The organism is Polaromonas sp. YR568, from assembly GCF_943372955.1.
GTDB lineage: Bacteria > Pseudomonadota > Gammaproteobacteria > Burkholderiales > Burkholderiaceae_C > Polaromonas.
The window spans coordinates 16,371-30,257 of record NZ_CALSAL010000013.1 but is presented as its reverse complement, the minus strand read 5'-3'; the positions used below and the strand labels follow the sequence as shown (position 1 = coordinate 30,257).

Genomic DNA, 13,887 nt, shown 5'->3' with positions numbered 1-13,887 from the left:
TGCTGGCCGCATCGGTGGCCACCACGCTGAAGCTGTAGGCGCTCTTGCCTTCGTAGTTCGCGGCGGCGGTCAGCGTCACCACGCCGGTCGAGGCGTTGATGCTGAACAGGCCGGCGTCGGTGCCCGTCAGGCTGTAGCTGGTCGTGCCGGAGACGTAACCCACTGCATCTGTAGAAGTAACGGTGTACACAGCCAAACCAGCCCCAGCGTTCTCGCTGATGGCGGCGGCAGTACCAGAACTGGTGATCGTCGGAGCGGTCGTATCTGGCGCAGGCGCAGGCGCAGGCGCAGGCGCAGGCGCAGGTGCCGGTGCCGCTGTGACAGTTACCGTACTGGTAGAAGCGAGGTTGGTGAGTCGGGAAAAGTCATCCTGCAGCTGACCGAACTCCTCCGAGTCAGCGGCCACCAGTCCGCTCTGGGTCGTGGGTCCAGCTGTGGCGGCATTGAACAGCGTGTCGACTGACGTGAACGGATCCCGGTACTGGTAACTCAGCGGTGCTACGGTCTCCAGGGTGCGGATGATTTCAACCAGGGTGTTGCCATCAAGGGCAACAACCGGCGACGACGCCAGGATGCCACCGTCTGCACTGGTACCCGCAGCGGGTGCGGCGAACAGGCTGTCAAGGCTGCTGCCTCGGGCAAGGGCCTGCAGCAGTGCTGCGAACTCACCAGCTTCAGGGGCCAGGGCGGCATCTGTCGTGTCGGCAAGAACGCTGCCCGTCACGGACGCATCCAGGGTAACTGTCTCGCCAGGGCCGAGAACGACGTTGCCCCCCTGCTCGAAGGTCAGTCCGGCACGCCCGCCGGGGCCGGTGACGATGACCTCGCCTTCAAGAACCGGATCTCCGCTCTTGAGTTGACGCCGCTGCCCGTCACTGCCCAACGCAAAAACAAAACCCTCTACCCGGGTGACGCTACCAACAACAGGGACGGACGTGGCCATGACAACTTCCAGACGTAACGATTACATATGGAAACATCCTACCCCCTTGGGGCCTATCGCGACACTGTACCGAGGTACTAGAACGGCCCCGCCTGAGCCGGCTCAACCACCCTGAAAACGCCGCAGACAAGCCATGAATGAATCAGGGTAAACCCTCAAATCCCCGAGACTCAGCCGTCGGACCGGTCGGTCACTCTGGCGCCGCCGTTGATGACCAATGACAGCTGCAGCCGGTCGCGAACCTGGAGCTTTTCCAGGATGGCGCCCACATGCGCCTTGACCGTCCGGTCCGTGATGCCCAACAGACGGGCGATTTCCTTGTTGCTGGCCCCGGATGCGAGCGTCTGGGCCACCTCCCGTTCGCGGTCGGTCAGTTTCTCCTGCCACGCAGGAGCAGCAGGCGGGGCAGTGGCTGGGGGGGAAAGGTCGCCAGAAAGTCCCGTCGAAAGACTGGCTTCCGTCAACGGCGCGGCACGGGCCAGGCGGGCGGTTGCGCCAATCAGCCGTTGCATCAGCGATTCGCCGATCCAGAGCCCGCCTTGCAGCACCACGCCGGCAATCTGCCTGAGCAGCTTCGGATCTGCATGGGTGTTGCAATAGCCGCGCGCGCCGGCGGAAAACACCGCCATCGCCTCCTCGTCCTGCGGGATGTCGCTCATGACGATGCAGGGCAGCACCCCGAACCGAAGCGCCACACCGGCCACCTGCTCGGCCGCTGACACATCCTGCTCCAGACGCAACCAGAGCAGCCCGACCGTGCTTTTTCCTTTTTTGGAGCGCAAGGTCCCCGGTTTCGACGCCTTGGCGCCTTCAAACGCCTCGCTCCAGCGGGGCAGCATCTGACCATCACGGCACAGGAACAGGTGCGACGACCCTTCACTCACCATGAGGCCGTTCCCTAGCGCTCGGTGAACGCGGCCTGCTTGGCTCTGAGCACGGGTTTCAGGAGATAGGAGAGGATGCTCTTTTTGCCCGTCACGATGTCGACTTCTGCCACCATGCCCGGGATGATGGGCAGACCTTCGCCCAGTTTGGATTTCTCGGTGCGCACCCGCACGTTGTAGAAGGTGTTGCCGCGTTCGTCCGTGACCGAGTCGGCGCCGATCACTTCCAGCCGCGCTTCCAGGCCACCGTAGATCGAAAAGTCGTACGCGGTGAACTTCACGATGGCACGATCACCCGGGCGCAGGAAGGCGATGTCCTTGGGCATGACCTTGGCTTCCACCAGCAGGTTCTCTTCCAGTGGAACGATCTCGATGATGTCGCGGCCAGGCTGCACCACACCACCCACCGTGTTGACCAGCAGGCGCTTGACCGTTCCGCGGACCGGGGATTTCAGCGAAGACTTTTCAACCTTGTCTGCCAAGCCCACGCCACCTGCCGAGCTGACATTGAGCTTGGCCAGCGTTTCAGAAAGCTCCTTGCGCGCCTCGCTCCTGAAGTTGAGCTCCAGTTCCTGGACTTTGCGCGAGGCCTCGGCAATCGCCGACTGCGTCCGGGCGATCTGCGCAGACGCCATCTCCCGGTCGCCCAGATAACGCCCTGCATCGCGCTCCAGTCGCAACAGTTCCACTTCAGACACCGCGCCATCCTTGAGGAGCGGGCGGGTGTAACCCAGTTCACGCGTGGTCAGCTGATAGGCCTGGGCCGCCTGCTCGCGCCTGGCCTTGACCTCCAGCAGCTCTTGCTGGCGTTGGGCCAGCTGCTGCTGGGCAATGGCCAGCTGTGCGTTGAGCGTTGACACGCTCGCCTCGTAAGCGCGTCGCTCCTCTTCCACCACTTTGGGTGCTTCGGTCACGGCTTCTGGCGGGGGAACAAAGGGCACGCCCTCAGCCAGTGCGCGCAGGCGGGCTGTCTTGCCCAGCAGCGCGAGGTAACCGACGCGGTTCTCTTTGAGAGACGAGTCAAAACGTGTGGTGTCGATGTTCAGCAACACCTGTCCGGCTTCCACCACCTGGCCTTCGTTGACCAGAATTTCAGACACGGCGCCGCCGTCCAGGCTCTGCAGCACCTGAAGCTGCTTGGACGGGATGACCTTGCCCTCGCCTTTGGTGATTTCATCGATTTCAGCCAGTGAAGCCCACGCGACGGCCAGCACCAGGATGATGCCGAAGGCATTCAGCAGCATGCGCGCGCGCAGCGGCTCCTGGTCCAGCATGACGCGGTCGGCATCGCTGCTGAAGCCCGCATCGAGCTTGCCCGGGTCCTGATCCCACGACACCAGTGTGCGATCCACTGTGGGTTGCACCTTGCCCCTGATGGCTTCCAGCAACCTGACCACCGGACGGGCCCAACCGATCCAACGTGGCTTCATGACGCTTTACCTACTCTTCCTGCCTTGAGTGCTTCCATGACCTGATCGTGCGGACCATCCGCCACCACCCGGCCCTCGTCGATCACGATGATGCGGTCTGCGAGGTCAAGAAGGGTGTTACGGTGTGTCACCACAATCGTGGTCTTGTGTCTGCCGAACACCCGCAGACGCTCCTTGAACTGGGCTTCGGACGAGAAGTCCATCGAGCCGGTGGGCTCGTCCAGCAGCAGGATGGGCGGCTCCAGCAGTGCCGCACGGGCAATCGCCACCCCCTGACGCTGACCGCCAGACAGCGACTCGCCGCGCTCGCCGATGATCATGTCAAACCCTTGGGGGTGGGCATTCGCAAACTCGATCAGCCCGCCGACTTCGGCCGCCGCGAGAATGGCGCCGTCGTCAGCGTACGGTGCCGCGATGGCAATGTTGTCACGCAGCGTGCCGTAAAACAGCATGGCGTCCTGTTCCACGTAGCCGATGTTGCGCCGCAGATCGGCCGGGTCCAGCTGGCGCAGGTCAATACCGTCAATGGAAACACTGCCCTGGGTCGGCACGTAAAGGCCAAGAATCATCCGCTGGATGGTGGTCTTGCCCGAACCCACGCGGCCAATCACCACCACGTTCTCGCCCGGCTTGATGCGGAAGGAAATTCCGCGCAGTGCTTCCTGCGTGCGGCCCGGGTAGCTGAAATGAACGTTGTCAAAAACGATCTCGCCCTGCAGGTCGGGGCGATGGACAAAATTGGCTTCGGCGGTGCGTTCGCCGGGCTTGTTCATCGTCACTTCCAGCGATGCAAGGGCCGTGCGCGCATTGTGGTACTGCATCAGCAAGGCGACGATCTGGCCCAGCGGTGCCATGGCGCGGGTGGCCAGCATGGTGCAGGCGATCAGGCCGCCCATGGTGAGCATGCCCGCGTTGATCAGGTACACGCCGCCGACGATCATGGCCATGTTGATCAGTTGCTGCAGCGTGGTCACACCATTGACCACAGAAGAGGACAGCAGACGCAACTGGGCACTGACCCGCGCGAGGAAAGCCGCGGTGTCTTCCAGCTTGGACTGCATCTGGCTCTCGGCACCGTGAGACTTGATCGCCTCCATGGCGGTCAGCGTCTCGACCAGCGTCGCATTGCGCATGGCTGCAGCGCGGAAAGTGGTCTCTGACAACTCATGCATCTTGTGCTGCACCACATAGCTGTAGATGATCACCACAAAAACGCCCACGATGGGCGCGAAGACCAGCGGCCAAGAAATCCACGCCAGCACGATGAAGAACAGGATGGCGAACGGCAGGTCGATGATGGCCGTTACCGTCGCAGAGGCGATGAAGTCCCGGACCGATTCAAAAGAGCGCAGCGTGGCCGCGTAGGAGCCCACAGAGGCCGGGCGCTCGGACAGCTTCATGCCCAGCACGCGCTCCATGATGAGCGTAGACAACTTGAGGTCGATGCGCGAGCCGGCCAGATCGACAAAGTAACCACGCATGAGCCGCAGGAAATAGTCGAAGCCCAGCACCAGCGCCATGCCGATGGCCAGTATCCAGAGCGTCTCGATCGCGAAGTTGGGCACCACGCGGTCGTACACATTCATCGAGAACAGCGGCACCGCCAGGGCAAACAGGTTGATCAGCAGCGCGGACGTCAGGATGTCCCGGTACAGCGGAAACTGGTCGCTGAAAGCGCCCCAGAACCAATGCTTTTGCGAGGTCCCGGTGACCAGCGGCGTGCGCTGGTCAAACCGGAAATGCGGGCGGGAAAAAATGGAAATGCCGACGTAACGCTTTTCCAGTTCGGCACGGGGAAGCACCACCGCCCCCTGGCCTGTCTCGGGAAACAGCACGTTGGCCTCTTCGCCCGTCTCATCCCAGCCGAGAAGCAAACAGGCCGACTCGCCCTCAAGCAGCAGGATCACCGGCAACAGCGCGGTATCGATGCCCCGGAGCGGGCGCCGCACCACCTTGCAGGACAAACCGGCGCGCGCAGCCGCGCGCGCGAACAGCGAAGGCGTCAGGCCTTCCTTGGGCAAAGGCAAGCCTGCCGAGAGCGCTGCGCGCGTGCTCGGGCGCCCATGGATCCGGGTCAGCTCGACGAGGCAGTCGAGCAAGGGATCATGGTGCAGCAAATCCTCGCGCAGGCCTTGCCCCAGATGCTTGGGGACAACACGGCCTGCCTGCGACGGCAAGTTGTTATCGCTCATGTGTTCGCGTCGTCTCCCACGACATTCTTCTCCGACGGATTGTAATAATTTGTAATGGTAATATTCATCCCAATGGCCTGACGGGCCTTCGCCGGAATTGCGTCAGTGGCCGTGAACTACTTGACACAGCAACGTTGCATAAAAGAGAGGGATGGCCCGCAGGCTTCAAGCCGCGCGCCGAGACGTAATGTAAGGCATTACTACCAAAGAATTACGTCTACTCTGTTAACGCGGCCTTCCCCGCCGCATTTTTGCTACATACCTAATTATCCGACACACCAGCGCGCGAGCCCAGAGGGAAAACCGTCATAGACGCACCCCTGCCACACCTTGACACCCAAGCGTGGCAGCACCCGTGCCCCGAAACCATCGTCACCTACGGTGATACGCAAGAAAACCCCCTGTGGATTCGCGGAATACGCAAGTTTGAGGCCCGTTCACCGTTCACCGTCAGAGGAACATGAACGCCGCCGCCGCAACCACCGTGGGACCCAGGGCGCCGAGCAGCAAGCCCCCGGCACCGACTGTTTCATCGGCAAATCCCCGTTTGAGCAACGCCACACCAGCCGGATTGGGCGCATTGGCAATCACGGTCAGCCCGCCTCCGGCCACAGCACCGGCCACCAGCATGTACTTGGACTCGTCAGAAATACCGACGATCAAGGAGCCGAGATAGGTCAAGGCGGCGTTGTCGGTGACGGCCGTGAGCCCCAAAGCCCCGAAAAACAGCGCAACAGGCGTAAGCCCGGAAACAACCGGCTGGAGCCACCACTGCTGCATTCCGCCCAGAACCACCAGGCCCGCCAGAAAGAATCCGACCAGCAGCGCCTCCTTGAGGATGAGGGGACTCTGGTGACGCTCGTAAGCCTGCGCAAAGCCGAGAAACATCAAAAACAGGCTCAAGAACACCACGGGATGGTGGGCGGACAGCACCACACCAGCCAGTAAACCCATGTGCACCATCACCACCGACACTGGCACGGCAGGCTCGGCGGGTTGCTCGCTGCCGATGGCCGGATCGGGCCGCAGCTGGTTTCGCAGAACGTACGTCGCGACGGTGGCATTCAGGATGACTGCCACGGCTGCCTTCCAGCCAAAGTTCGCAAACATGAAGACGCTGTCCCATTGCCAGGTGCTCGCCACCATCAGCACAGGCGGTGCGGCATAAGACGTCATCGTTCCGCCAATGGAAACATTGACGAACAACACGCCCAGCGCGAGATATTTCATGCCTTCGGGTACTTGCGGTCTGAATATCTGGGGAGCAAGCATCAGCGCCGCTATCGTCATGGCTGCGGGCTCGGTGATGAGAGAACCCAGCAAGGGCACCGCGGCCAAACCCAGCCACGCAGTGGCCAGCGGGGTGCGAACCGGTGCGATGCGAGCCACCACATCCACCAGCGACATGACCGTGCGCAACACCGGGCGCGAGGCCGCAATCACCATGACAACGAAGACAAACAGCGGCTCGGTGTAGTTGCGCGACTCGGCGTAGCCGAGTGCGGCACTGCCGCTGCCCACCACCGCCATCACCACCACCAGGACAATGGCCCAGAAGCCAAAGACCACCTCCACTTCACCGAGAAGGTGAAACAGGCCGGCGTGGCGCGGATAACGATGAGACAAGCGCTCGAATTGCTTGGCCGTGAAGGTGTGAAGCAGGGCGACGGCAAAGATGGCTGCAGCGATCCACTGGATCAGGGTGTCGGACATGGAATTCCCGGTCGTGAAAGTGCCGCGAGGCGGCCCGACCTTCGCAACTCCTGGAACGCCCGACATGGCATGCCACCCATTGCGGAGTTTACCCGGCTGCCAGGAGCACACCGGCACACTGACGCGATTCCCGTGTATTGGGCTGCTGTCGGTACATCACAGATGCCGAATTCGACAAGGTGAAGGCTAACGCCCACTTCGGGTGATCGACGCCATGGACTTGGCGCTACTGACCGGCCGACGCCCTGCCGATGTGCTCAAGCTCAAGCGGACAGACATTCGAGACGGTGCCCTCTGGATCGTCCAGAACAAGACAGGAACCCGCCTAGGCGTTGAATTTACCGGGGAGTTGGCCTCGGTCATCAACCGGATCAACGAACGCCCGCGGCGGGCCATAGGGCCTTATCTGGTACAGGATGGGAGCGGCCAGCCACTGAGCCAGTTTGCGCTGCGCTCACGCTTTGACAAGGCACGTACGGCTGCAGGGTGGATTTTCAGTTCCGAGTTATTCGAGCCAAGTCAGCCACCGACACAGGCGACCTCGCGCATTCTCAATCCTTGCTGGGCCACAAGAATCGAGACATGACATAGCACTACGTTAAAGCAAGGATTGGCGAAAGGGTTAAACCGCTTCGGTAATTTTGGGCGTTACAGCAGGGTTGGCATTTGCAATTTCAGCCATCACATGAATTCGATTCCGAATCATGTTTTCAACACTAATTCGTTCTCTTACTGCCTCTCTCCATACCGCACTTTCTCTTGCAATCGGATCCTTTCCAGGCCCACAGTGGTCCAAAAAATCAGCAAGCGTTTTCAAATAGTTGACGCTGAGTAAACGCTCCTCCGTCGACAGAAACATTTCGCACTCGTTAAAGCGAACGTTAACCTCAGCAAGTGATTCCAAAATCCCGGTGAGCTGCTCAACACGGCGTAAGTGCGGCGGGTAAAGAACTTCGTTCAGGATCAGACCACTAGTTTTTGCAAGTGCCGCTTCTACCTTAAGAAAGCGCTCGAACTGCACCTCGACATATCGCGTTGCAATGGTCTTTTTCAAGTCGCCGCGGATCTTGACCTCCTCTGCCTGAGCGATGAGCGTCACCTTATAGGCTTCCAATTGCCGTTGGAAGTCATGCTTAACGGATTCAAGCATTGGCGTTAAGCCGGCGGCATGTACCGCTTGCTCAAGCTGTAACTGATGTTTTAGCCGCTCAAGCTCGACAGTCAGTGACCGTGTCAGCAACTGCTTCCACTTCTCGCGAAAAACAAACCCAAGAAGCGTCAACACTGCGAGAGTAGGCCCACTCGTGGAGAGCAGCCAGATCAGAAATTCACCGATGTTATGCATATGCTCTGGCACTCCAATACGTGGCTGAACCAAGAATTGCAGAAAACGCCACAGGATAGTAGAAACGCCCCAGAACCCGAAAAGGGCGCTGGGGCGCATAAACACTGGTGGCCTGGGGCGGAATCGAACCACCGACACAAGGATTTTCAATCCTCTGCTCTACCGACTGAGCTACCGGGCCAGAGCCTCTGATTATATATCAGCCGCCGGCACCGGCCGGCCAAGCCGGGGATGTGGGCCTCAATTTCCGCGCTTGCCGCGGGTCAGGTCCACGCCCAGTTGCTTGAGCTTGCGATAGAGGTGGGTTCGCTCCAGGCCGGTCTTTTCAGCCACGCGCGTCATCGAGCCGCCTTCCTTGGCGAGGTGGAATTCGAAATAGGCTTTCTCGAACTCGTCGCGCGCGTCGCGCAGGGGTTTTTCAAGCTGGAAGCTCTGCAGTGCCTGCGGGCCCGCGTCGACGGGCACTGCGAGTACGCCGGTCATGACGACGTCAACGGCAAAGTCGGTGGTGCTCTGGACCGCACCGGGCCCGGTGACCACCGGCTTGCGCGACATGCTTTTGGTCAGCCCCTGCTCCACCGCTTTCAGCAGCTTTTGCAGGGTGATGGGTTTTTCGAGGAAGGCCATGGCGCCGATCTTGGTCGCCTCGACGGCGGTGTCGATGGTCGCGTGGCCGCTCATCATGATGACTGGCATGGTGAGCAGGCCGCTGGACGACCACTCCTTGAGCAGCGTCACGCCATCGGTGTCGGGCATCCAGATGTCAAGCAACACCAGATCGGGGCGTACACGGCCACGGGCGGCGCGGGCCTGGGCGGCATTCTCGGCAAGCTCGACCTGATGACCTTCGTCATTGAGAATTTCGGAGAGCAGGTCGCGTATGCCCAGTTCATCGTCAACGACCAGAATATTTGCCATGATTGAATGTTGCCCTGCCTGTTATGCCCAATGTTTTATGTATGTCTTTCCAGCCGTCCGCCGGAGAAGAGACCTGCCAGGCCACCGCACCGATGTGTTACTGAATGTGTTGTTATGCCACAACTGCAAATGATAACGACACTTGCGCGCCCTGCACCACGCCGTCGGTAACGCGGTTGGAAATATCGATGCGCGCGCCGTGCTCGTCGGCGATTTTTTTCACCACTGCGAGACCCAGGCCGGTGCCCTTGACCTTGGTGGTGACGTAGGGCTCGAACGCCCGCTTGAGGATGTGTTCCGGAAAGCCGGTACCGTTGTCGCGCACGCTCAGGCGAACGCGCTTTGAGGTTTCAGAGAACTCGGTTTTCAGCACCACGCGCCCGCCGGGCCGCCCCTCCTGCGCATCCTGTGCGTTCTGCAGCAGGTTGTGGATCACCTGCCGCAGTTGCTGGTCATCGCCCTGAATGCGCGGCGCCTTCGGGTCGAGTTCTGTGAAGACCGGCACCACGGCGTTTTCGCTGGCGTAGAGCTGCATCACGTCGGTCACCAGCGCATTGAGGTCCACCGGCTTGAGCTCTGCCGCCGGCAGGCGTGCGTAGTCGCGGAACTCATTGACCAGCCGTTTCATCGCATCGACCTGATCGACGATGGTCTTCACCGACTTGGTGAGCAGCAGTTGCTCGGTCTCGCCGATTTTTCCGTTCAGCTTCATCTCCAGCCGCTCGGCTGACAGCTGGATAGGCGTGAGCGGGTTCTTGATCTCATGCGCCAGCCGGCGGGCCACCTCGCCCCAGGCCTGCGCGCGCTGGGCAGAGACCATTTCAGATACATCGTCAAACACCAGCAAAAACTCTTCAGTGCCGGGCATCTTGGCGCCGCGCGCAATGATGGTGGTGGCGTTGTCTGGCGCACCGGGCACGCTGGGGTTGAGCTCGAACGATTGCTGCCAGTGCTCCATGCCGTGGGGCGCACCGTCGCCCAGGTTGGTGCTCAGGTAATCGGCAAACTGAGCCTGCACGTCGCGGGCGAAGGCCTCCAGCCCCGGCACCTCGGCCAGCGACCGGCCGTGGTAGGCCGCCAGCGGTGCGCGCAGGATGCGGGTGGCGCCGGGGTTGCTGGACTGGATCTGCCCGCGCACGTCGAGCACGATCACGCCGGCGGTAAGGTTGTCCAGAATGGTCTGCAGGTTGGCGCGCGCGGCATCGACCTGACTCATGCTCTGCTGCACGGCGGTGCGCGCATCCGAGAGCTGCTGCGTCATGTCGGCAAACGAGCGCGTGAGGCCACCCAGTTCGTCGTTGCCACCCAAAGCTGCCTTGGGCGTGAGGTCGCCCTGCGCCACCTGCTTCACGCCTTCGGCCAGTACCAGCAGCGGTTTGGCCAGCTGGTTGCCCAGCACCACCGCGAGCAGCACCGCGCCGAACACCGCCAGAAAAAGACTCAGCGTGAGCGTGCCGATGTACATGCGCCGCAGGCCGCCACGGGCCAGCGCCCGCTCCTGGTACTCGCGGTTGGCCTCCTGGACAGCAATGGCGTTTTCCACCAGCCCGCTGGGTAGCAACTGCGTGACTTGCAGGAAGCGGGCATCGCCCAGCACACTGACGTTGGAGTTGTTGACCACCGCAATCGCCTTGATGCGCGGTGCTGACGTGCTGGCCACCTGCCCGGTCCCTGGCGGCGCCCCGCCGGCGGCCAGCTCGCCGTTGCCGGCGGTGACCACCTCGTCCAGCCCTTCGACCTGCGTGACCACCCGCTGCGCGCGGGCGTTGCGCAGTTGCGATGACGATGGCCGCTCGGGCTTGAAGAGAAAGCGCGATTCACCGGCGCTGGCGATCACCTGGCCCGATGCACTCCACAGCACCACGTCACTGGCGGCCAGTTGTTCCCGCAGCCGCTCAAGCGTCAAACCAGCGATGGCGTCTGGTGTTTCGGCCACCTGCGCGGCGGCCTGGCGCGTCTTGTTGCCGAGGTCCACCGCCAGGGTGTCCAGCGTCGCCCTGCCGAGGTTCAGGCCGGCGGCCAGTGCACCTTCGACCTCGACATCAAACCAGCTCTCGATGGAGCGCGACACAAACTGGTAAGACACCACATAAATCATCAAGCCGGGCATCAGGCCGACGAGCGCAAAAATCGCCGCCAACTTGACCAGCAGTCGGCTGCCAAAACGGCCGCGCCGCAGCCGCAGCCCAAGGCGAACGACGATCCAGCCGATCACCAGCAGCAGCAAACCCGCCACGGCCACATTGAGCCCCAGCAGCAGCGCATAATTGCGCTCATACAGCTCGCGGTTGCCAGTGGCCTGGGTCAGCAGGAACAGCAGCACCAGCCCGAGCGCGACCATGGTGGCCACGCCCACACCCACCGTCCAGCGAAACGCCCGACTGCTTTTGAGGCTGACCAGTTGGGCCGGCAGACTCACTGCGAGACCTCGGTGCCCAGATTGGTGGGCGGCGACAGCGGTTCGAGCTTCAAGCGTTCCTTGACCTGCGCCGAGATGTTCCAGTCACGCTGACCGGCCACGCCAATCTGGAAGGGGCGTGGAAGCTGCGACAAATCGAGCCGGAAACTGAACTCCAGCCGATGGGTCGCGTTCGGGTTCACATCAGCCGGCTCGGCGATCCGCCAGCGCGCAATCCGCTGGATGGCAGCCAGTGCTTCGGGCAGCGATTCGTAGTTCTGGTTCAGCGTGGCGCGCAGGCCGGCCGAATTGCTGATGACCCCCGCCGCGATGTTCAGGCGCCAGCGCCGGGTCAGTGGCTGGTAGGCCAGCCGCAGCGTGCGGGCGGCGCTCGCCACGCGCGGGTCCGTCCAGTACCAGCGGTCGCGGTAAATGTCGGCCTCGACCACAAAAAACAGCGGAATGCCCCGGAGCAGGGCATCTTCGACCACCGGGGGCAGCTCAAACCGGGCCTGCGCCGACAGATATACACCGTCGTCGCTGCGCTCCACCCGCAATTGCGAGATGTCGGTCGCGTGTGCACCACCGGCACTCCACGCCACCATCAGCGCCAGCACTGCGCCACGACAGGCCTGCCACCAGCGGCCCGAGGCGTGCCGGATCCGTTCAGGAACCTTGTTTTTCAAGCAGCGCGTAATAGAAACCGTCGTGATCACGACTCAAATTGTCCGGGAATACCGTCGCATCCACGCCACTTTGGGGCAGCAAATGCCCGGGCGATGGCATGAATACGGCATCGGTGTGGTGCGCAACAAACGTTTGCGTCTGCTGGTCGCCTTCCTGGCGAAAAACAGAGCAGGTGCAGTAGAGCAAACGCCCGCCCGGCCGGACCAGCGGCCACAGCGTGGCCAGCAGCCGGGCCTGAATGGCCGCGAGCTGCGCAATGTCTGTGGGGCGACGCAGCCATCGCACATCAGGGTGGCGGCGCACGATGCCCGACGCGGTGCAGGGCGCATCCAGCAGAATGCCGTCGTACAGCTCACCATCCCACCAATCCTCGGGCTGGGCGGCGTCAGCCACCGTGATGCGGGCCTGCAGGCCCAGCCGGGCAAGGTTCTGCCGAATCCGTTCACAACGGCGGCCGTCGATATCCAGGGCGGTCACCTCGGCGTCAGCCAGCTCCAGCAGGTGTGCCGTTTTGCCGCCGGGGGCAGCGCAGGCGTCGAGAATCCTCAAGGGGCGACCTGCGGGCGCCTTCAAGCCATCGAGCAACAAGGGCGCAGCTTGTTGCGCGGCGGCGTCCTGCACGGAGAAATGCCCCTCAGCGAACCCGGGCAGCGTGGTGACCGCATGCGCGACCGGCAGCACCACGCCGTACGGCCCGGTGGCTGTGGCCTCAATGCCCTGCCCTGCCAGCGCTTGCAGGTAGGCCACCTGCGTGGTCTTGCGCGTATTCACCCGCAGGATCAAGGGCGCCTGGGCGTTGTTGGCACGCAGGATGTCCTGCCATTGGTTCGGGTGGTCCTTGCGCAGGCGGTCAATCCACCACTGCGGATGGTTCCAGACCGCCTGCGGGTGCTTGTGCGCCCGCGCCATCACGGCATCCCTGTCGCGCAGAAAAGCCCGCAAGCAGCCATTGATGAAGCTCGCTTGATGCCGCGTCGCCTCGCTGCGTTTGGCAGCTTCCACCGCCTGATCGACCAGCGTGAAGTCGGTGTAGAGCGGTGTTTCGTGCTCACCCGCCGTGTGCACCAGCAAACCCAGTGCGACACACAACAAGGCATCGGCATCTTCGGGCGGCGGGCGTTTGGCGAGTTGCTGCCGCACCGCCTCGGCCCGCCCCAGCCAGCGCAAGGTGTGAAAGCCCAGCGCCTGAACGCCGGGGCGAAGCGTGGCATCGACCGTCTCCAGCGCAGCCGTCATGGACCGGCCGGCACGCACCGCCAGCAGAAGCGAAGCAGCGCCTTGAAGCTGGCGCCAGAGGGGAGTTGGGGAAGAGTGGTCTGACATGGATGGGGCTGCCCCGAAAGACAGCCCCCGTATTAGACCAGCCGCCACGGTCGC

Annotated in this window: 11 protein-coding genes and 1 tRNA gene; 1 reads left to right on the top strand and 11 read right to left on the bottom strand. The window is 62.4% G+C overall.

The features are described 5' to 3' along the window. The 5 genes from AAG793_RS16150 to AAG793_RS16130 form a co-directional block, all read right to left on the bottom strand. On the bottom strand, positions 1 to 943 hold a 943-nt coding region (locus tag AAG793_RS16150; RefSeq protein WP_341910029.1), incomplete at its 3' end, for a retention module-containing protein. Positions 944 to 1,113: 170 nt separating this feature from the next. Next, the gene (locus AAG793_RS16145) at positions 1,114 to 1,830 is read right to left on the bottom strand and encodes a response regulator transcription factor (RefSeq protein WP_341910027.1); all 717 of its coding nucleotides are present in this window, start codon (positions 1,828 to 1,830) and stop codon (positions 1,114 to 1,116) included. A gap of 11 nt (positions 1,831 to 1,841) precedes the next feature. After that, positions 1,842 to 3,257: an HlyD family type I secretion periplasmic adaptor subunit gene (locus AAG793_RS16140; protein ID WP_341910025.1), complete on the bottom strand. Its 1,416-nt coding sequence runs from the start codon at positions 3,255 to 3,257 to the stop codon at positions 1,842 to 1,844. Continuing rightward, entirely contained in the window at positions 3,254 to 5,449 is a 2,196-nt protein-coding gene (locus AAG793_RS16135) for a type I secretion system permease/ATPase (protein WP_341910023.1), read from the bottom strand. Before AAG793_RS16135 ends, AAG793_RS16140 begins: the two co-directional genes overlap by 4 nt. Positions 5,450 to 5,899: 450 nt before the next feature. After that, complete coding sequence (locus AAG793_RS16130) at positions 5,900 to 7,162, bottom strand: putative Na+/H+ antiporter (protein ID WP_341910021.1); 1,263 nt, start codon at positions 7,160 to 7,162, stop codon at positions 5,900 to 5,902. A 202-nt stretch (positions 7,163 to 7,364) separates the two neighbouring features. Here AAG793_RS16130 and AAG793_RS16125 point away from each other — a divergent pair, with 202 nt between their 5' ends. Further along, positions 7,365 to 7,748: a hypothetical protein gene (locus AAG793_RS16125; protein WP_341910019.1), complete on the top strand. Its 384-nt coding sequence runs from the start codon at positions 7,365 to 7,367 to the stop codon at positions 7,746 to 7,748. 36 nt (positions 7,749 to 7,784) lie between these two features. On the opposite strand, the gene AAG793_RS16120 is transcribed toward AAG793_RS16125, so the two are convergent. The 6 genes from AAG793_RS16120 to rsmB all read right to left on the bottom strand — a co-directional run bounded on the left by AAG793_RS16120 (position 7,785) and on the right by rsmB (position 13,833). After that, positions 7,785 to 8,606 (bottom strand): hypothetical protein, encoded by an 822-nt coding sequence (locus AAG793_RS16120; protein ID WP_341910017.1) that lies wholly within the window; start codon positions 8,604 to 8,606, stop codon positions 7,785 to 7,787. A gap of 6 nt (positions 8,607 to 8,612) precedes the next feature. Next, positions 8,613 to 8,688 (bottom strand) — tRNA-Phe (locus tag AAG793_RS16115). Positions 8,689 to 8,747: 59 nt separating this feature from the next. Beyond that, a complete protein-coding gene (locus tag AAG793_RS16110) occupies positions 8,748 to 9,425 on the bottom strand; it encodes a response regulator (RefSeq protein ID WP_341910015.1) in 678 nt (225 codons plus the stop codon). A 112-nt stretch (positions 9,426 to 9,537) separates the two neighbouring features. Further along, positions 9,538 to 11,844 carry an ATP-binding protein gene (locus AAG793_RS16105; RefSeq protein WP_341910013.1) on the bottom strand — a complete coding sequence of 769 codons (2,307 nt, stop codon included), beginning with the start codon at positions 11,842 to 11,844 and terminating at the stop codon, positions 9,538 to 9,540. After that, on the bottom strand, positions 11,841 to 12,509 hold the full coding sequence (locus AAG793_RS16100; protein WP_341910011.1) for a DUF4390 domain-containing protein: 669 nt from the start codon (positions 12,507 to 12,509) through the stop codon (positions 11,841 to 11,843). The genes AAG793_RS16105 and AAG793_RS16100 overlap by 4 nt, the downstream gene beginning before the upstream one ends. Further along, positions 12,490 to 13,833, bottom strand: a complete 1,344-nt coding sequence (gene rsmB / locus AAG793_RS16095; protein ID WP_341910009.1) for a 16S rRNA (cytosine(967)-C(5))-methyltransferase RsmB — start codon at positions 13,831 to 13,833, stop codon at positions 12,490 to 12,492. The genes AAG793_RS16100 and rsmB overlap by 20 nt, the downstream gene beginning before the upstream one ends. Positions 13,834 to 13,887: the final 54 nt, after the last annotated feature.